22 protein-coding genes are annotated in these 18,364 nt (G+C 66.6%); 16 read left to right on the forward strand and 6 right to left on the reverse strand.

The features are described 5' to 3' along the window. Nucleotides 1-24: 24 nt before the first annotated feature. Entirely contained in the window at nucleotides 25-276 is a 252-nt protein-coding gene (locus J2848_RS07255; protein ID WP_149229815.1) for a hypothetical protein, read from the reverse strand. A gap of 174 nt (nucleotides 277-450) precedes the next feature. Then, nucleotides 451-675, reverse strand: a complete 225-nt coding sequence (locus J2848_RS07260) for an SMc00767 family acetate metabolism repressor (RefSeq protein ID WP_042443767.1) — start codon at nucleotides 673-675, stop codon at nucleotides 451-453. A 288-nt stretch (nucleotides 676-963) separates the two neighbouring features. Here J2848_RS07260 and J2848_RS07265 point away from each other — a divergent pair, with 288 nt between their 5' ends. Both J2848_RS07265 and J2848_RS07270 read left to right on the forward strand, forming a co-directional pair. Continuing rightward, nucleotides 964-1,863, forward strand: a complete 900-nt coding sequence (locus J2848_RS07265; protein ID WP_149229814.1) for an NAD(P)-dependent oxidoreductase — start codon at nucleotides 964-966, stop codon at nucleotides 1,861-1,863. Nucleotides 1,864-2,056: 193 nt separating this feature from the next. After that, a complete protein-coding gene (locus tag J2848_RS07270) occupies nucleotides 2,057-2,425 on the forward strand; it encodes a hypothetical protein (RefSeq protein ID WP_246193668.1) in 369 nt (122 codons plus the stop codon). Nucleotides 2,426-2,429: 4 nt separating this feature from the next. On the opposite strand, the gene J2848_RS07275 is transcribed toward J2848_RS07270, so the two are convergent. Genes J2848_RS07275 through J2848_RS07285 form a run of 3 tightly spaced genes read right to left on the reverse strand, consistent with a single transcriptional unit; the run spans nucleotide 2,430 to nucleotide 5,064 of the window. Then, a complete protein-coding gene (locus J2848_RS07275; protein ID WP_149229812.1) occupies nucleotides 2,430-3,377 on the reverse strand; it encodes an ABC transporter ATP-binding protein in 948 nt (315 codons plus the stop codon). Beyond that, nucleotides 3,374-4,369, reverse strand: coding sequence for an HlyD family secretion protein (locus tag J2848_RS07280; RefSeq protein WP_149229811.1), 996 nt, complete (start codon nucleotides 4,367-4,369; stop codon nucleotides 3,374-3,376). The genes J2848_RS07275 and J2848_RS07280 overlap by 4 nt, the downstream gene beginning before the upstream one ends. After that, entirely contained in the window at nucleotides 4,366-5,064 is a 699-nt protein-coding gene (locus J2848_RS07285; RefSeq protein WP_149229810.1) for a TetR/AcrR family transcriptional regulator, read from the reverse strand. The genes J2848_RS07280 and J2848_RS07285 overlap by 4 nt, the downstream gene beginning before the upstream one ends. A 350-nt stretch (nucleotides 5,065-5,414) precedes the next feature. Here J2848_RS07285 and nifA point away from each other — a divergent pair, with 350 nt between their 5' ends. From nifA to J2848_RS07355, 14 genes are all read left to right on the forward strand, one after another. Then, on the forward strand, nucleotides 5,415-7,298 hold the full coding sequence (gene nifA / locus J2848_RS07290; protein ID WP_149229809.1) for a nif-specific transcriptional activator NifA: 1,884 nt from the start codon (nucleotides 5,415-5,417) through the stop codon (nucleotides 7,296-7,298). 207 nt (nucleotides 7,299-7,505) lie between these two features. Next, entirely contained in the window at nucleotides 7,506-8,405 is a 900-nt protein-coding gene (locus J2848_RS07295; protein WP_246193667.1) for an adenylate/guanylate cyclase domain-containing protein, read from the forward strand. 182 nt (nucleotides 8,406-8,587) lie between these two features. Continuing rightward, nucleotides 8,588-10,153 carry a nitrogenase cofactor biosynthesis protein NifB gene (nifB, locus tag J2848_RS07300; protein WP_376992941.1) on the forward strand — a complete coding sequence of 522 codons (1,566 nt, stop codon included), beginning with the start codon at nucleotides 8,588-8,590 and terminating at the stop codon, nucleotides 10,151-10,153. A 48-nt stretch (nucleotides 10,154-10,201) separates the two neighbouring features. Further along, nucleotides 10,202-10,393: a 4Fe-4S dicluster domain-containing protein gene (locus J2848_RS07305; protein WP_109864984.1), complete on the forward strand. Its 192-nt coding sequence runs from the start codon at nucleotides 10,202-10,204 to the stop codon at nucleotides 10,391-10,393. Nucleotides 10,394-10,506: 113 nt separating this feature from the next. After that, entirely contained in the window at nucleotides 10,507-11,034 is a 528-nt protein-coding gene (locus J2848_RS07310) for a hypothetical protein (RefSeq protein ID WP_149229806.1), read from the forward strand. After that, a complete protein-coding gene (locus tag J2848_RS07315) occupies nucleotides 11,031-11,843 on the forward strand; it encodes a 4Fe4S-binding leucine-rich repeat protein (protein WP_149229805.1) in 813 nt (270 codons plus the stop codon). Before J2848_RS07310 ends, J2848_RS07315 begins: the two co-directional genes overlap by 4 nt. Before the next feature lie 29 nt (nucleotides 11,844-11,872). Next, the gene (locus tag J2848_RS07320; RefSeq protein ID WP_149229804.1) at nucleotides 11,873-12,193 is read left to right on the forward strand and encodes a nitrogen fixation protein NifZ; all 321 of its coding nucleotides are present in this window, start codon (nucleotides 11,873-11,875) and stop codon (nucleotides 12,191-12,193) included. Nucleotides 12,194-12,256: 63 nt separating this feature from the next. Further along, nucleotides 12,257-12,562, forward strand: coding sequence for a nitrogen fixation protein NifZ (locus tag J2848_RS07325; protein ID WP_149229803.1), 306 nt, complete (start codon nucleotides 12,257-12,259; stop codon nucleotides 12,560-12,562). A gap of 14 nt (nucleotides 12,563-12,576) precedes the next feature. Continuing rightward, entirely contained in the window at nucleotides 12,577-13,728 is a 1,152-nt protein-coding gene (locus J2848_RS07330; protein WP_170306945.1) for a cysteine desulfurase family protein, read from the forward strand. Between the two features lie 39 nt (nucleotides 13,729-13,767). Beyond that, entirely contained in the window at nucleotides 13,768-13,977 is a 210-nt protein-coding gene (gene nifT / locus J2848_RS07335; RefSeq protein ID WP_149229801.1) for a putative nitrogen fixation protein NifT, read from the forward strand. A gap of 5 nt (nucleotides 13,978-13,982) precedes the next feature. Next, complete coding sequence (locus J2848_RS07340; protein WP_149229800.1) at nucleotides 13,983-14,267, forward strand: hypothetical protein; 285 nt, start codon at nucleotides 13,983-13,985, stop codon at nucleotides 14,265-14,267. Continuing rightward, a complete protein-coding gene (locus tag J2848_RS07345; RefSeq protein ID WP_149229799.1) occupies nucleotides 14,268-15,482 on the forward strand; it encodes a DegT/DnrJ/EryC1/StrS family aminotransferase in 1,215 nt (404 codons plus the stop codon). It abuts the gene before it with no gap. Between the two features lie 22 nt (nucleotides 15,483-15,504). Then, nucleotides 15,505-16,392: an SIR2 family NAD-dependent protein deacylase gene (locus J2848_RS07350; RefSeq protein WP_149229798.1), complete on the forward strand. Its 888-nt coding sequence runs from the start codon at nucleotides 15,505-15,507 to the stop codon at nucleotides 16,390-16,392. A 116-nt stretch (nucleotides 16,393-16,508) separates the two neighbouring features. Further along, nucleotides 16,509-17,552, forward strand: a complete 1,044-nt coding sequence (locus J2848_RS07355) for a lipid A deacylase LpxR family protein (RefSeq protein WP_149229797.1) — start codon at nucleotides 16,509-16,511, stop codon at nucleotides 17,550-17,552. A 59-nt stretch (nucleotides 17,553-17,611) separates the two neighbouring features. On the opposite strand, the gene J2848_RS07360 is transcribed toward J2848_RS07355, so the two are convergent. Further along, nucleotides 17,612-18,256: a DUF4337 domain-containing protein gene (locus tag J2848_RS07360; RefSeq protein WP_149229796.1), complete on the reverse strand. Its 645-nt coding sequence runs from the start codon at nucleotides 18,254-18,256 to the stop codon at nucleotides 17,612-17,614. Nucleotides 18,257-18,364 lie beyond the last annotated feature (108 nt).

Raw genomic sequence — 18,364 nt, forward strand, 5'->3', positions numbered from 1 at the left:
CGGGCCGGGGCACGGCAGACGGGATCAAGTGAGCGCGCTGACGAACATCGGTGTCCACATCGCCATGCACCAGACCAGGCCAAGGCACAGACCGCGGGTCAGATCGTCGAAGGTCGGCTGCTCCAGGCGGTTCAACCTCCACATCGCGTTCAATTCCCCCGGCGTCAGCGGCCGGGTCCCGATATCGACATCGGGATCGGTGTCGGGCTGAACGGTGCTGCGATCGCTCTGTTCACGGCTGGCGGCTTCGCGCCGTTCGGGGTCGCGTGACGGCATGGCTGGGGCCTCGCATCGATGGCGGAATGCCCAACAAGTTTGTGCCCGCCGCCGCCGGCGACCAGCCTTTCTTCCGTCGGCGCCGAAATTTTGTCGACATACGAAAAAAGGCCGCCATCCGCTGGACGGATGCGGCCTTTTCGCCAAGCTTCCGGCCGGATCGGCCGGAAAGGGTCACTTGCCGGGACGGATCACCGGGGTGAGTTGGTCGCCCCAGTTGCCGGTCTCGTTGTGGTAGCGGGCGGTGCGCATCAGCTCGACCGTCACACCGGCCTCGACCGCCTTGACGACGGCGTCGTTCAGGCGATGCAGGTTGTTGGCGACGATGCGGATGGCGCTTTCCTGCTCCGGCGTCAGTTCAGACCGGTCATCCGGCGGCGCGTCCTTGAAACCCGACATGCGTTGTTCCTTCCCCTGGATTGGGACCGCCCCGGCGGGACCGGCTGCGGTCCAGAACTTGGTCATGATCTTGCCCGGCCTTGCGGCCCGGTTTCCATCATGTACCACATTGTGTGCGCCGCGACAAAGATCACGACGCGCCAAGCGCTTGCGACCATTGGCCTCTTGCAACCGGGAACCCATTCCCCATGCGCACCTGCCGCGTTTGCCGGCCGGGCCGGTCCACCTTAGGCTGGACGCCAGTGATTCCGCGACAAACACCAACACTCCTTCCGAGCGAACCGAACCATGACCATCGATGCGAACACCAAGGGCGATCCGCTGGCCACCGCCCGAAAGGTCGCCTTCCTCGGGCTCGGCACCATGGGCTTTCCCATGGCCGGCCACCTCGCCAGGACCGGGCACGCCGTGACGGTCTACAACCGTACGGCCGCCAGGGCCGAGGCCTGGGTGAGGGCCCATGGCGGCCAGACCGCCCCTACGCCGGAAGAAGCGGCGACCGGTGCTGACGCCGTGTTCCTTTGCGTCGGCGGCGACGACGACGTGCGGGCCGTGGCGACGGAGGCGATCACCGCCATGGCGCCCGGCACGGTCATCGTCGACCACTCCACGATTTCCGCCGTGGTGTCCCGTGAAATGGACGGTGTGGCGCACGATCACCGGGTCTTCTTTCTCGACGCCCCGGTGTCGGGTGGTCAGGCCGGGGCCGAAAGCGGCGCGCTGACGGTGATGGTCGGCGGCGATGCCGGCGCCTTCGATCGGACCCGGCCGCTGATGGCCGCCTATGGCCGGTCCGTCGTCCATATGGGACCGTCGGGCGCTGGACAGCTGACCAAGATGGTCAACCAGATCTGCATCGCCGGGCTCGTCCAGGCTTTGGCCGAAGGAATGAATTTCGCCCGGAAGGCCGGCCTGGATGGGCACAAGGTCGTCGACGTCCTCTCCAAGGGAGCGGCACAATCCTGGCAGATGGACAACCGTGCCCGCACCATGCTGGACGGCCGCTTCGACTTCGGCTTCGCCGTCGACTGGATGCGCAAGGACCTGGGCATCGTGCTCGACGAAGCCCGGCGCAACGGCTCCACCATCCCGGTAACGGCGCTGGTGGATCAGTTCTATGCCGAGGTACAGGCGATGGGCGGCAACCGGCTCGACACCTCCAGCCTGATGAAGCGGCTGATGCGCTGACAACCCGGCGAGTCGGCAGGCGGCAGGCGTTGTCCAGGTCAGGAAAAACACCGCCGCCGGTTGTTTTATTACAAACCAAAGAAATAATGCTTCAGGGTCGCAACAAAACACTCGGGGTAACTCCATAGTTGACGACCCTCGATTGTGATGCGCAAATACCCATACGAACAATTTCCCCCTTACGGAGATCATCTTGAAGAACGTTGCTGCCAAGGCCCTGCTCGTCGCGTCCTCGCTGTTTCTGATGCATGGCGCGGCGCTCGCCGGCCAGCAGGACTTCACGATCGTCAACAAGACCGGCTACCCGCTGAAGCACATCTACGTGTCGGAGAACAACAACAACAGCTGGGACGAAGACATCCTCGGCCGCGACATCCTGAACGACGGCGAGTATTTCGAGGTTGCTTTTGCCAAGGCCGAGAAGACCTGCAAGTGGGACATGAAGGTTGTCTATGACGATGGTGAGTCGGCTGTGTGGGACGGCCTGAACCTGTGCCAGATCTCCAAGCTGACCCTGAAGTGGAACAAGAACACCGGCGTCACCTCGGCCCAGACCGAGTAATCCGTCACCGGAAATTGTCGGTGCTGCGGTTCATCAGGTGGATGAAGACGTCTTCCAACGTCGGTTCCGTCACGGTGATCCGCAGTTCCGGCTGTTCCGCCCACGGCGCAAGCACCCGGTCCAGGGCGGTAGCGTCGATTCCGCTGACATGCAGTCGGCTGCCGAAAACCGCGACCATCTCCACCCCCGGCTGACCGTCCAGCGCCGCGGCGATGCGGTGCAGGCCGTCGCCCGCGACCAGACGGGTGTGCAGGCCTGATCCGCCAATCACCTGATCGACCGTTCCATGCGTCATCAGTGTGCCATAGGCAATGTAGGCGATGCGGTGGCAGCGTTCCGCCTCGTCCATGTAATGGGTGCTGACAAGCACCGTCAGTCCCTCTCCGGCCAGCCGGTGGATCTCGTCCCAGAATTCGCGGCGCGCCTTGGGATCGACGCCCGCCGTGGGCTCGTCCAGCAGCAGAAGCTTCGGCTCATGCAGGATGCAGGCGGCCAGCGCCAGACGCTGCTTCCAGCCGCCCGACAATTCCCCCGCCAACTGGGTGCGGCGGTTGGACAGACCCAGCCGGTCCAGCGCCTCCACCACCCGCCGCCGCCGGTCGGGCAGGGCGTACATGCGGGCGACGAAGTCCAGATTTTCGGCAATGCTCAGATCCTCCCAGAAGCTGAATTTCTGGGTCATATAGCCGACCTGCCGTTTGATCGCCGCGCTCTGCCGCCGGATGTCGAGGCCGAGGCAGGTGCCCTCCCCCGCATCGGGGGTCAACAGACCGCACAAAAGCCGGATCGTCGTGGTCTTCCCCGACCCGTTCGGACCGAGAAAGCCATAGATCTCGCCGGTTTCCACCCGGATCGACACATCGTCGACCACGATCTTGCTGCCGAAGCGCTTGACCAGCCCGCGCACGTCGATAGCGGGGCTGGCATCGGCGGCAGAGTTATCCGCCGTCATTGCCCCGGCCCCGCCGGCCCGGCATCGATCGGCCACACGTCCACCGGCAACCCCGGGTTCAACGGCCGGTCCGGCCCCGTCTCCATCCGGGCTTCCACCCGGAAGACCAGCTTTTCGCGGCTGCCGACGCTGTAGATCACCGGCGGGGTGTATTCCGCCCGCGAGGCGATTCGCGTCACACGCGCGGACAGGCCGGACGGACAGCCGTCGCAGTGCACCGACAGCGTGCCACCCGGCGTCACCCCAGCCATGGCGGTTTCCGGCACGAACAGCACCAGCTTCACCCGTTCCGGCGGCAGAAGCGACACGACGGGGGAGCCGGACGGCACCCATTCGCCGGGATTGTACATCGTATCCTCGACCAGAGCCGCCACCGGGGCGACGGGGGCCAGATCGGCCAGCCGCCGCTCTGCCTGGGCGAGCGCCGCTTCCGCCTGGGTCACCGCCTCGTCGGCGGCGCGCAGTTGTTCGGGCCGGGCCGGCAGTGCGGCGACCGCCAGTTGCGCCTCCGCCTCTGCCAGTTGGCCGCGGTCGCGGTCGAAGGCGGCACGCGCCTGGTCGAGCTTGTCGGGGGAGGAGACCTTGCGGGCGACCAGTTCCTGCTGCCGCGCCAGCTCGGCGGTGGAATAGCGCAGAGCCGCCTCGGCCCGCGCCTTCTGTGCGGTCAGCACCGCCACTTCCTGCGCCCGTTTGCCGGTGGCGAGGTCGGCGCGCTGCGCCCTCGCCTGGGCCAGTGCCGCGGCAAGCCGGTCGCGCTCGGCCCTGGCAGTGGCGCGGTCGATGGCGAACAGCGGCGCTCCGGCCGCCACTTGCGCGCCACGAACGGCCGACAGGCTTTCCAGCATGCCGGCGCTGGGGGCGGCGATGCGCAGATACTCCCCCTCGATATAGCCATGGGCGAGCGGCGGCGCCCCGCCGGCTGCGATGGGCAAGCCGATCGCCAGCGCGATGGCCGCCAGCCCATCCAGGATGCTTCCGAGAAACCCGCTCATGGCGCACCATCCCCCGCTCCGGCCCCGTCTCCTGTATCGCGCAGTAGCACCCGGCGCAGATTGTCGATGTGGACCTCCATCAGCGCCGGCACGTCCAGCGGCGGCTCACCGTCCACGCCATCGAAGGAGGTCCGCCACACCGCACTCATCAGCAGCGGTGCGACGATCAGGCGCACGCTGGGATCGACCGGCATCGGCCGGAACTCCCCGCTGCCGATTCCACGCCACAGCAGGGCTGACACCACGCCGAAGCCGCGGCGGATCACCTCGTGGTGATAGAAGGCGGCCAGCTCCGGGAAATTGCCGGCCTCGGCGATTACCAGCCGTGGGATCACCGCCATGCGCGTCGTGGCGATCAGCCGCGCCACCATGCGGAGCAGTCGCTCCAGCAACGGGAAGCATGGTCCGCCGGCTGAAGCGACCATCGCTTCAGCCTGTTCAAGGTTGGGCAGGATGGCTGCGCGGATCACTGCCTTGAACAATTCCTCCTTGCTGGGGAAGTAGAGATAGAGTGTGCCCTTGCTGACCCCGGCGCGGGCCGCCACCTCCTCCAACCGCGCGGCGGCGAAGCCGCGCTCGGCGAAGACCTCCATGGCAGCAGCGACGATCTCCTGCGGACGGGCGTCCTTGCGGCGACGCCAGCGCGGCGGGTCGCCATCGGGGGCAGGATCGGGATTGGGGTGGCGGGAGGGCATGACACGCCCCTCTATATAACTGACCAGTCAGTTACTAACATGATCCAACCACTCCACCAATGGCTAAGGTCATTGTGCGCCGCAATAGAATCTATGCAAAAGGTCTTGCCTTTCGGCGAGCAGTCACGGACACTTTCCATCGGCTGGCAGCGTACGAACGGAGTCGCGACCACGCCCGGCCTGCAAGACGGGCTCCAAAACAGCGCATGAACAGTGCGGCCGGATCAACGGCCACCGCGTTTTCGGGAGGGACGGATCAAGGCGCTGACGCCGGGACCCGAGGCATTGCGATATCTGGACCATGCCGTCCAGCCCATGCCGGGGTCCCCAGCCGAGCGAGGGGATCGAACATGCCGAGTGCTGCCCAGTCCGCGTCATCCTCCAGCCTGGAGCTGCTGACGATCTACGAAGTCAGCAAGATCCTCGGATCGTCGCTGGATCTGGAACAGACCCTGCGCGAGGTGCTGCGGGCGCTGTCCTACCAGTTGCAGATGCATCGCGGCCGGGTCTACCTCCAGGGCGAGGACGGGGCTCTGCGGCTCGTCGCCGCGCAGGGGCTGCCGAAGGACTCGCCGGCACAGGAGATCGACTACAACCAGGGCGAAGGCATCAGCGGCCGCATCCTGAAGACCGGCATGCCGGCCGTCGTGCCCAATCTGGCCGAGGAGCCGTTGTTCAACAACCGCTCCGGCGGGCGCGACGATCTCGACGAACAGGTGGCCTCGCTGGTCGGCGTGCCGATCAAGGCGGCCGGCACCGTCATCGGCGTGCTGACCATCGACCGCATCTCCGACGACGGCCCCAGCGGCCATTTCGGCTCCGACGTCCGTTTCCTGACCATGGTCGCCAACCTGATCGGACAGACCGTGCGCCTGCACCGCACGGTGGCGGAGGAACGGCGCTTCATGATGCGCGAGACCTTCCGCGTGCAGAAGGAGCTGCGACCGGTGGTGGCCCCCGTCAACGACGTGGTCTGCACCAGCCCCAACATGGTCGACGTGCTGGCCCAGGTGCACCGGGTGGCGCCCTTCAAGTCGACCGTGCTGATCCGCGGCGAGAGCGGCACCGGCAAGGAGTTGATCGCGCGCGCCATCCACAACCTGTCGCCACGCAAGGATGCTCCCTTCATCCGCGTCAACTGCGCCGCCCTGCCCGAAGCGCTGCTGGAGTCGGAGCTGTTCGGCCACGAGAAGGGATCCTTCACCGGGGCGCAGAAGGACCACAAGGGCCGCTTCGAGCTGGCGTCGGGCGGCACGCTGTTCCTGGACGAGATCGGGGACATCTCCTCCAACTTCCAGGCCAAGCTGCTGCGCGTCTTGCAGGAGCAGGAGTTCGAACGGGTCGGCGGGTCGAAGACGATCAAAACCGACGTGCGGCTGATCTGCGCCACCAACCTGAACCTGGAGGAGGCGGTCGGCCACGGCAAGTTCCGCGCCGATCTGTATTTCCGCATCAACGTGGTGACGATCCACCTGCCACCGCTGCGCGAGCGGCGCGGTGACATCGCCACGCTGGCGAGGCATTTCGTCGCCAAGTTCGGCCGCGACAACGGCCTCAATCTCGATATCGCCGCGGAAGCGCTGGAGGTGTTGAACCGTTGCACCTGGCCCGGCAACGTGCGCGAACTGGAGAACTGCATCGAGCGCGCCGCGACCCAGTGCCGCAACGGCACCATCCGTGTACCCGATCTCTCCTGCAGCATGAATCTCTGCAATTCGTCGGTGCTGTTCCAGTACCGCACCATGGGCGCGGCCGTCGGCGGACTGGCCCCATCGATGAGCGGAGCCGTGACCAACCCGGCGCAGGGCCGCACGCAGCCGGCCGTCAACGCCGCTATGCCGTCGCCGGTGCCGGCACCGGCAAACGGAGCGGCGGCAAACGGAGCACCGAACGGGGCACAATGGCCGGCCTGCGCCTCGGGCTGTTCCGCCGGCCCGGCACCGGCCTGTGGCGCCTCCAAACCGCTGCCACCCTCGGCCATCGTCCCGCTGCCCGCCCCCCTGCCGGCGTCCTCCGCCCCGGCAATCCCCTCCGCCCCTGCCCCACAACCGGTGTCCGCCGGGCCGGATTTGCCGTTGGATGAGCCGGAGTCGGGTCCGTTGCGCGACCGCCTGGTCTGGGCGATGGAGCGGACCGGCTGGGTCCAGGCCAAGGCCGCCCGCCTGCTGGGAATGACGACGCGTCAGGTGAGCTACGCACTGCGCAAGTACAACATCGAGATCAAGAGGTTCTAGAGTCTGTCTGGTGCTTATTGAAGCACCAGACAGACTCTAAGCTTTTGGTTTTTCGTACGATTTACGCTTCAAGCAATCCCGCTTGAAGCGATCACACTCTAGGCGGCGAGCAGGAAGTCCCTGCCCGTCGCGCCCCGCCACGGTTTCGTGTTACCCTGCCGGGCCTTCGGTTCGATGGCGTGCTCCCCGGTCGAACGGATCTCCGTCTTGCCTTCGCTTGAGAAGCCACTCGCCCTGCTGTTCGTCGACATCGCCGACAGCACGATGCTGTACGAGCGCATCGGCAACGTCACCGCGGCGGCGCTGACGCAGCGTGTGCTGGCCCATCTGCGCCGGCTGGTGGAGGAGCATCGCGGCGGAGTCATCAAGAGCCTGGGTGACGGGCTACTCGCCGCCTTCCCACAGTGTGACGACAGTGTCCGCACCGCCTGTGCTATGATCGGCATCCAGGACCAGTACGGGCTGCGGCTGCGCATCGGCATCCATTTCGGCTCGGTGATCGAAGGGGTCGGCGACCTCTATGGCGACGCCTGCAATGTGGCGGCCCGGGTGCAGCAGATCGCCCGGCCCGGCGAGATCCTGGCGACGCAGGCGCTGGCCGACGGGCTGTCGCCCGATCTGCGCGGTCGGGCCAAGCCCCTGAACAATGTCACGATGAAGGGCAAGACGGTCCCGATCCGCGTCCACCAGATCCGGACCGTCGATGACGCTGACGACGACGCCATCGACAGCACCACGCTGGGCTTCTCCCTGGTGTCGGAAGCCGGCCACAGGATGGTCACCCTGCATCTCTCCTATCGCGGACAGGACATCACGCTGAGCCGGGCGCTGCCCCGCGTCACCATCGGACGGGAGGACAGCAGCGGCCTGCGCATCGCCTCGCGCCAGACCTCGCGCCAGCATGCGGTGATCGACTTCACCCGCGAAAGCTTTTTGCTGACCGACCATTCGACCAACGGCACCTTCATCCGCAGTGGCGGATCGCCGCCAGTGGTGCTGCGCCGCGATGCGACCAAGCTGGTCGGCAGCGGCCTGATCGGCTTCGGGGCAGAAGCCCTGGACGAGGGGCAGGACCATGTCGTCGCCTTCCGCGGCGAGTTGGCCTGACCGTTTGTCGGCACCCCGACAAAGCCCTCCGCCCACCCCGCCATTGTCGCAATGACGACAGCGTCCGTGAGCAGACAATCCCCACCAAGCCCTTGTAAACCCTATATTCCCGCTTCTGGCCCCGAACTTGCTTTTCTCCACTTCGTCCAACGGTGTCGTCCGGCACGGCAGGGAAGGAGTGGATGATGGGCAACGTGGTTTCGCTCGACAGCATCTTCGGTCTGGGGCAACTGGCCCCGCCAGCCGTGATGCCGGCAGCACCAGAAACGGCCTCCGGCTGTTCGTCGTCGTCCTGCGGATCGTCGGACGGTCCGGCTGACATGGACCCGGCGGTGTGGGAGAAGGTGAAAAACCATCCCTGCTATTCGGAAGAGGCGCATCACTATTTCGCCCGCATGCATGTCGCGGTCGCCCCGGCCTGCAACATCCAGTGCAACTATTGCAACCGCAAATACGATTGCTCGAACGAGAGCCGGCCGGGCGTGGTCTCCGAAAAGCTGACCCCCGATCAGGCGATCAAGAAGATCCTCGCGGTCGCCCAGGAAATCCCGCAATTGTCGGTGATCGGCATCGCCGGACCCGGCGACAGTCTGGCCGCCGCCGGCAAGAACACCTTCGCCACCTTCGAAATGCTGCAGAAGAAGGCGCCGGACCTGAAGCTGTGTCTGTCGACCAACGGTCTGGCTCTGCCCGACCATGTGGACACCATTGCGCAATACAACATCGACCACGTCACCATCACCATCAACATGGTCGATCCGGAGGTCGGCGCGCAGATCTACCCATGGATCTTCTACAAGCACAAGCGCTGGACCGGGTTGGACGCCGCCAAAATCCTGCACGAGCAGCAGATGCTAGGGCTGGAGATGCTGACCTCGCGCGGCATCCTGGTGAAGGTGAACTCAGTCATGATCCCCGGGGTCAATGACGAGCACCTGCTGGAGGTGAACAAGGCGGTGAAGAGCCGCGGCGCCTTCCTGCACAACATCATGCCGCTGATCTCCGACCCCGCCCACGGCACCTATTTCGGCCTGAACGGCCAGCGCGGACCGACCGCGCAGGAGCTGAAGGTGGTGCAGGACGCCTGCGAGGGCGGGGCAAAGCTGATGCGCCACTGCCGCCAGTGCCGCGCCGACGCCGTCGGCCTGCTCGGCGAGGATCGCGGCGAGGAGTTCACCGCCGACAAGATCGAGGCGATGGGTTTCGTCGAATACGATGACGAGGCCCGCCGCACCTACCGCGAGCATGTCGAATCCGAGCGCGCTGGCCGCAACGCCTCCAAGGCCGCGGCCCAGGCCGACGTCCGGGAGAGCATCGGCTTCACCGTCGATCCGATCCTGATCGCGGTCGCCACCAAGGGCGGCGAGCGCATCAACGAACATTTCGGCCATGCCAAGGAGTTCCAGATCTACGAGGTCGGGCCGAACGGCGCCAAGTTTGTCGGCCATCGCCGCGTCGACCAGTATTGCGAAGGCGGCTCCGGCGACGTCGACACGCTGGACGGCGTCCTGGCGGCGATCAACGACTGCACCGCGGTCTTCGTCGCCAAGATCGGCGGCTGCCCGTCCAAGTCCTTGGCCGATGCCGGGATCGAGCCGGTCGACCGTTTCGCCTTCGACTACATCGAAGAGTCGGCGCTCGCCTACTTCAAGGACTACGCCGAGCGGCTCGGCCAGGGCGTAGTCCAGTCCCGCGCCGGCCAGGACGCGGTGATCCGCACCGGGGCGCTGACCGCGCGCCGCGCCTGATCCCCTTTTCCCTCTTCCACAGCCATCCCATCACCGAAGGAGAGAGCCATGGCCTACAAGATCAAGTCCGCCGAATGCACCGTCTGCGGCGCCTGCGAGGCCGAGTGCCCGAACATCGCCATCAGCCTGAAGAAGGGCACCTACGTCATCGACCCGGCCAAGTGCACCGAATGCCAGGGCCACTTCGACAGTCCGCAATGCGCCGCCGTCTGCCCGGCCGACTGCTGCGTCCCGGCGTGATGATCTGATCCCCTCTCCCGCCTCTCTCACAAACTTCGTTTGTGCTGATGGCGTCAGGTGGATCGAAGATCCGCTGAGAGCCCGGGAGAGGGGAAACCCAGGAGCACCGCGCCATGCTGGACGAGGTGGATGAGGACTGGCTCGCCCGCCGCTATTACGGCGGAGATCTTCCGCCCGAGGCGGAACGCTGCCTGCATCTGGCCGCCGCCAGCTATGCCGACAGCGCGGCGGCACTCGCCCATCTTGCCCATGCGGCGGAGATTGCTCCCGGTCATCGCCTCGTCGATCTCGGACATTACAAATTCCACTTCTACAAGGCCAATCTCGGCCAGGCACTGGTCTATGGCGAGCGCATGATCGGTCACGCCATGGCGGCACTTGGCGTCAACCACACCGACTGGCGGGACGTCACGCCGGCCACCGCCGATTTCCGCGGGCTGGAGCCGGCTCCCCGCCTGTTCCTATTCGCCCTGGTCGCCATCGGCTACCTGCTGCTGCGCACCGGCCGGATCGACGCCGGGCGGGAGGCGTTGACCAAGGTCCGCACCCTCGATCCCGACGACCGTTTCGGCGCTTCCCGCCTGATCGCCGTCGCCGACCGCCGCGAGCATGAAGATGAGCTTGAGGAGGCCGGCGCATGAGTGACGACATCCTGGAATCGCTGGACTGGCGGGGCGAACCGGTCGACTGCGCCGCCTGCGCCCATCATGACCGCCGGCTCGACCCGGAGACTGCCACCCTCCCCGTAGGCGGCAAGCTGCCCGGCCACTGCCTGCCGCTGAAGGCCTGCGTGCAGGACCGTTACGCCAAGCGCATCCAACGCTTCTTCGAATGGAACCCGGACCTCGCCGCCGGCCATCTCGATCATCCTTATTTCGAGGTCCGGGCCAACGCCGCGCGGTTCGCCCCGATCTTCCAGCTTCCCCGGCTGATGAACGACCCGGACGAGACGGTGCGGTCCGTCCTGGCCCGGCGGCTACCACGCCGGCTGCTGCTGAAGCTGCGCGACGATCCCGACCGTGAGGTGCGGATCGCCGTCGCCACCCGGCTGGAGGATGCCGACCTCGCCCCGCTGATGCGCGATCCCGACTGTTCGGTGCGGCTGCGGGTGGTGCGGCGGATCCCCGACGGCATGCTGCCGGCGATGATGCATGACGAGGACCCGGAGGTGCGGGTGGAGGTCGCCCGCCGCCTCGCCATGGACTGGCTGCCCAGCCTCGCCTGGGACGACAGCCCACGGGTGCGGCTGGTGGTGGCGCAGCGGCTGCCGACGTCGAAGCTACATGTGCTGCTGCCGGACGCCGACTGGATGGTCCGCCTCGCCGTCGCCGGGCGGATCGATGCCGGACAGCTCGGCCCCCTGCTCGACGACCCGGAGGAGGAGGTGCGCGCCATCGCCCGCCAGCGCGCCGCCGGCCTCGCAATCGCCAACGACCTTCCGCCCCTTTAGCGGCCCCTCAACCGACGGAGCGCAGCCCGATGACAGAGACAGCCGCACCATACCGCCGCGAACGTGCCCGCAGCGCCGACGACGCCAACGAGCTGGTCGGCCCGCCGGTGCTGGAACAGGGGTTCAAAGTCAAGGCCCTGCGCGACGTGCGCAACGACGGCACCTATCCCGGCCGGCCGGTCGGCGACTTCCTGATCCGCGAGGGCGATGTCGGCTACGTCATCTCCGTCGGGACCTATCTGCAGATGTATTACATCTATGCCGTTGATTTTTTTGAAAAACGGGTCGTCGTCGGCATGCGCGCACGCGAGCTTGAGGTGATCGACGCCCGCTGCAACGACCCCCAATAACCCCGTTCCAAAAGCCCGGTCCCCACCTGTTTCCCGGTCCCCACCTGATTAAGGAGCCTCGCGATGTCCGACGTCGAAGCCGCCGCCAAGCCCGGTTTCATCCCGCCGCGCGAACCGCTGTACGACTGGGGCCTGCGGGTCACGGTGCAGGAGGACCTGTTCAACGACGGCAGCCACCCGCAGGTGCCGGACGGCGCGCTGCTGGCGCCCAAGGGCACGCCCGGCACCATCGTCCGCGTCGGCCGCACCGAGGAGGGCAGCCTGCCAGTCTATCTGGTGGAGTTTCCCGGCGGCACCGTCGTCGGCTGCCTGGAGGAGGAGATCGCCCCGGTCGACGGGTCGAGGCGCGGCGTACCCGGAATGATGTGATGGGGGGTGATGTGATGACGATCTACCTCGACAACAACGCCACCACCGCCCTGGCTGCGGAAGTACGCGAGGCGATGCTGCCGTACCTGTTCGGCGAGTTCGCCAACCCGTCCAGCCCCCATTCCGCCGGCATGGCCGCCCGCCGCGCGGTCAGCGAGGCCAAGGCCCAGGTCGCCGCCTTGATCGGCGCCAAGCCGGCCGATCTGGTGATGACCGGCAGCGCCACCGAGGCGACCCACGCCGCCATCCTGGGTGCCCTGCGCGTCATCGAGGAGACCGACCACCGCCGTGACCACATCGTCACCACGGCGGTGGAGCATCCGGCGACACTGGCCCTGTTCGACGACCTGCGTCAGCGCGGCTGGCGCGTCACCATCCTGCCGGTGAACCGCGACGGGTTGCCCTCGCTGGTCGATCTCGCCGCCACGGTGACGGAGGCGACGGCGTTGGTCTCCATGATGTGGGCGAACAACGAGACCGGTGCGCTGATGCCGGTGGAAGGAGCGTCCGCCATCGCCCATGCCCATGGCGCGCTGTTCCACAGCGACGCGGTGCAGGCGGCCGGTCGGGTGCCTGTCGATTGCGGCATCACCGATTATCTGACTCTGTCCGCCCACAAGATGCACGGGCCGAAGGGCGTCGGTGCGCTCTATGTCCGCAAGGGCGCTCCGTTCCATGCGCTGATCCACGGCCATCAGGAGCGGCGGCGGCGCGGCGGTACGGAGAATGTGCCGGGCATTGTCGGCTTCGGCGCTGCCGCCTCGCTGGCATCGCTATGGCTCGACGAGGCGGACCTGATCGCTTTCCTGCGCGATCGGCTGGAACAGGGAATCCTCGCCCGCTGGCCGGGCGCCGTGGTCAATGGCGCCGGCGCCGCCCGGCTGCCCAACACCAGCAACATCCGCTTCGCCGACGGGCGGGGCCATCCGGTCGATGCGGAGGAGCTTCTGATGCGGCTCGACCGCGCCGGCATCGCCGTGTCGATGGGCGCGGCCTGCTCCTCCGGCGACAACGAACCGAGCCATGTGCTGACCGCCATGGGACTGAGCGGCACGCAGGCCGCCGCCAGCCTGCGCTTCTCGCTGAGCCGCTACACCACCGCGGCGGAAGTGGACGCCGTCCTGTCCGAACTGCCGGCCCTGCATGCCCGGCTGATCGCGGCGTAACAAAAAACATAACTAGAACAATAGGATGGAGTGTCCGTGATGAAGGTGATGATCCGCAAGGCATCCGAGCAATACACGATCTACGTCGCCAAGAAGGACCTGGAGGAACCCATCGTCGAGATGGAGCATCCGGGCCTGTGGGGCGGCTGGGTCAAGGTCGCCAACGGCTGGACGCTCGATCTGCCGGAAATGCCGGCGGACACCCGCCTGCCGATCACCGTCGAAGCCAAGAAGCGCGGAACGGAGTGACGCCTATGGCCCTTTCGCCCGAGCGCATCGACAGCATCGCCACACTGGCCGGCCGGCTGTTCGCCGGGGGCGGCAGGCTCGACGCCGTGGTCCGCGGCGTGCGCGAGGCCAACCCGGACCTGAAGACCGTCACCGGCGCCATGGCCGCGGTGATGGCGGAGGATCCCTTCCGGGAAGAGGCTGGCTTCGACCTGCATCTGGTGGACGGCAACAACCACTGCTGGCTCATCACCGACAAGCCGGAGCTTGCCACCGGCGTCGTGATCGCCCAACGGGACGAGGACGAGTGAATGAGCGATGCCGCCGCAATTCTGCACCAGCCCTCCCCCGCCGAAGAAGACGAGGTTGACGACTACATCCCGCTGACCGACCCGGACATCTCCGGTGCCGAGGTCGAGATGCTCGGCCGCCTGCTGTCCTCCGGGGCATTGAGCGACGGGCGGATGGTGCGGGCGTTCGAGGACGCCTTCGCCGCCTATGTCGGCCGCGACCATGCGGTGGCGGTGTCCAGCGGCACCATGGCCACGCTGCTGATGCTGAAAGGCTACGGCATCGGCGAGGGCGACGAGGTGCTGTGCAGCCCCTTCGGCTGGCATCAGGTCCAGCATGCGGTGGCGCTGTCCGGCGCCACGCCGGTGCTGGTCGACATCGATTACTGGCAACACACCATCAACCCGGAAAAAGCAGCGACCCTCGTTACACCGAAGACCAGGGCGATCCTGGCCGCCAACGTCAACGGCCATCCCGCCCATTGGGATGAGCTGCGCGCGCTGGCCGAGGCCAAGAGCCTGATCCTGCTGGAGGATTCGACCGAGGCCATCGGCTCCACCTACAAGGGCCAGATGGTCGGCACCTTCGGCGACGCAGCGGTCTTCGACTTTTCCGAACCAGGCATCCTGCTGGCCGGCGAAGGCGGCATGATCGTCACTGACGACCGCGACCTCGCCCACCGGCTGCGCTACATGCGCCGGCGCGAGACCGAGCACCGCAACACCGTGGTCATCACCCGTACCCTGCCCTGGCAAGCGGGGATAAGCGACCTGAACGCCGCGCTGGCACTGGTGCAGTTGAAACGCCTGCCGGAAATCCTGACCCGCCGCAATCTGGTCATCGCTTATTACGACGCAGCGATGGCGAGCTTCGAGGGGATCAAGCCGCCCTATCGCGGGCCGGGGGCGGAGGTGGTTAACCCGATGCTCTATTGCGTCCATCTGGGCACCCGCTTCAGCGCGTCGGGCCGGCGGTCGATCATTGAGGACCTGGACACCCACGACATCGACGCCAGCGACTACGGCCAGCCGCTGCACACCCAGCAGTATTACATCGAGGCGCTGGGCGAGCAGGGCGCCGGCCGCGGCGCCTGCCCGGTCTGCACCAAGACGGCCGACCGCGTGCTGGCCCTACCGCTGCACCGCAAGATCACCCGGGATCAGGTCGCCTTCATCGTGGAAACGTTGAAGGATGCCAGCGTCAACACCGGCGCCGGCGCCGCGATCTATCTCTGAGAACCAAAGGGAGAGGCCTTCCATGAGCGACACCACGCTTGCAACCGATTCCGACTCCGTCACGGTGCCGGACGCCGCTGCGGCGCTGGCCGAGATCGCCGCGGCTCTGGCGGCACAGCAGGTGGTGCCCTATCTCGGCCCCGGCGCCTTCGCCCTGCTGCCACCCGACCGATGCCCGATCCCGCGCAATTCGGCGGAGTTGGTGCAGCGCCTGAACGCCAAGGTCGCCGCTCCCGGTCGCATCCGGTCCAACCTGACCGCGGTCGCCCAATTCATTGAGACGCGCAAGCACCGCAAGACGCTGGAGACCATCCTCGACGAGATTTTCCGCCAGACCGTGCCGGCGACCCCGGTGCATGCCCTGCTTGCGGCGATCCCAGCCCCACCGCTGCTGGTCGACGTCTGGTACGACAATGTGCTGGACAGCCTGTTGAGCGCTGCCGCTGACCGGACCTGGGGCCAGATCCAGGGGGTGTCGCACCCGCAATCGACCGGCGAATGGGTGCGCTACTACGCCCCCGACGGCGCCGAGACGACCGCCGACGCGGCAGCCGGCTGGGACACCGTGCTCTACAAGCCGTCGGGCGCGGTGACGCCGGCCGGCAACTACCTGATCTCCGACAGCGATTATGTCGAGATCCTGACGGAGATCGACATCCAGACTCCGATCCCCGCGATCGTCCAGGACCGCCGCGCCGGCCGCCATTTCCTGTTCCTGGGCTGCCGCTTCGACCACGAGATCCAGCGAACCTTCGCCCGCCAGATCGCCAAGCGATCAGCCGACAGCCACTGGGCTGTGATCCCGGGCGAGTTGTCGAAGAACGAGGCACGCTTCCTGGCGCTGCACGGGATCAAGCGCATCGACATGACGCTGGAGGAGGCGGTGGAGGGATTGCGAACCCGGATGTGAGGATACGGGGGTATCGTCCGTCGACGCACTGCCCCCTACCCCCAAAGAAGCTGCACTGCAGCGCAACGCACCTCTCCTCCGTCCGTTATCTCGCGAAACGGATGGAGCGTGTCGGAATGGTGACGAAGAGCGGCCCCACTTTGGCGGCAGCATTTGCAATCCTGCTGCTGACCGCGTCGGCGGCCACGGCGCAGGAGACCATCCCTCCCCCCGGCGATGAACCCGCGACCTCCGGCCCGGCCATCGGGTTCTGGATCGACAACGACCTGTTCGGCGGCGGGACCGACCGCTACTACACCAACGGCTTCCAGTTTTATTATTTCTCCGGCGCGCGGCCGACCTACGGCAACATCGACTGGCTCGCCAACCTCGTGCCGTGGATCGAGCCGGGCGGAGTGCGGCGCTACGGCTTCGCCTTCGGCCAGAACATCTATACGCCGGGCGACCTGACCGCCCGTAACCCGAACCCGAAGGACCGGCCTTATGCCGGCTGGCTCTATGGCCGCGTGTCGGTTCTGAACGAGGCGGCGACGGCGGTCGACCGCATCGACCTCGACCTCGGCATGGTCGGCCCGGCCTCGTTGGCGGAGCAGACGCAGAAGACGGTCCACAAGATCGTCAGCGGCGCCACCTATCCGGAGGGCTGGAACTATCAGCTGCATGACGAGCCGGGCGTGGTGCTGAGCTACGAGCATGTCTGGCGCGACGAGAAGCCCAACAGCCTCGGCCCGCTGGAATGGGACCTCAGCCCCCATCTCGCCGGGAGCGTCGGCAACGTGCTGACCTTCGCCGCGGCAGGGGCCACCGTCCGGCTTGGCGGCAATATGCCGCCACCGGTGGGCGCACTGGTGACGCGCCCTACGTCCAGCATCCCTTACCAGGACAATCCCTATTCGGAACGGCCGGGGCGCTTTTCCTGGTACGTCTATGCCAGCGCCGAGGGCCGGGCGGTGGCGCGCAACATCTTCCTGGACGGCAACAGCTTCCGCGAAAGCCGGTCGGTCGCCAAGCATCCGCTGGTCGGCAGCATGCAGGCAGGACTGACATTGCGCTACGGCCGTTATGGTCTGACCTATGCCCAGACCTTGCAGACGCCGGAATTCCAAGGTCAGAAGTCACTGACCAACTACGGATCCCTGCGCCTGTCGGTCCAGTTCTAGCATGTGATCGGTTCAGGCTGAGGCCCTTGAACCGATCATACGGAGGACTCAAGAGTCGATCAGAGGAAAGGCAGCGGCAGGATCAGCGTGAAGCCATCCACCGCCATCAGCACGCCGACCACCGCCAGCGCGCGGCTGGCCCACAGGATGAAGACCCAGTTGGTGATGGCGAAGACCGATGCCAGCACGATGGCCAACTGCAGCATGCCTTCGGCGAAGTCGAAATAGGGATCCTGAGCCGCGGCATGGTCTCGCCGGACCTCCGCCGCCTTGGCCTTGGCCAGCAGGTCCTTGCGACTGTTCTTGCCCTCGTCGGCCTCCATCCGGTCGGCCGACTGACGGTATTCGACGGAACGCTGCAAAGCCTTGGCCTGGGCGTCGGCCGGCATGCCGGCGGACAGAAGCTCCAGTTCGTCGGCGGCAAGACGCAGGCTGATCTGCCGCTGGGTCTTGGATTGGTAATAGGCGAAGCTGTCCGACGCCTCGATGGCGCTGGCCATCAGCTCCTTGCCGGCGTTGGAGCCGGCGACGCTGACGATGGCCAGCACCGCCGCCAGAACGGAGATGTAGATGGCGGTGGACATCTTCACCCCGTGACCACCGTCCTCGGCATTATCGGCATGGTGTCCGCCAAGGGCCTTGCGCTTGGCCTGCTCCCGCTCGTGGGCTTCGTCGATCAGGTCCTTGACCTCGGCCGCTTCCATGATTCGCTTTTCCTCCGCTCGCGCCTTCCGCCAAAGGGCGGATGACGAAAGAGGTAGCGAAACACTCGGCGCGAGAAAAGCCCCGCTCGCCTTCCGGCGGCGGGAACC

This window comes from Azospirillum lipoferum (assembly GCF_024170005.1).
GTDB classification, from domain to species: Bacteria; Pseudomonadota; Alphaproteobacteria; order Azospirillales; family Azospirillaceae; genus Azospirillum; species Azospirillum lipoferum.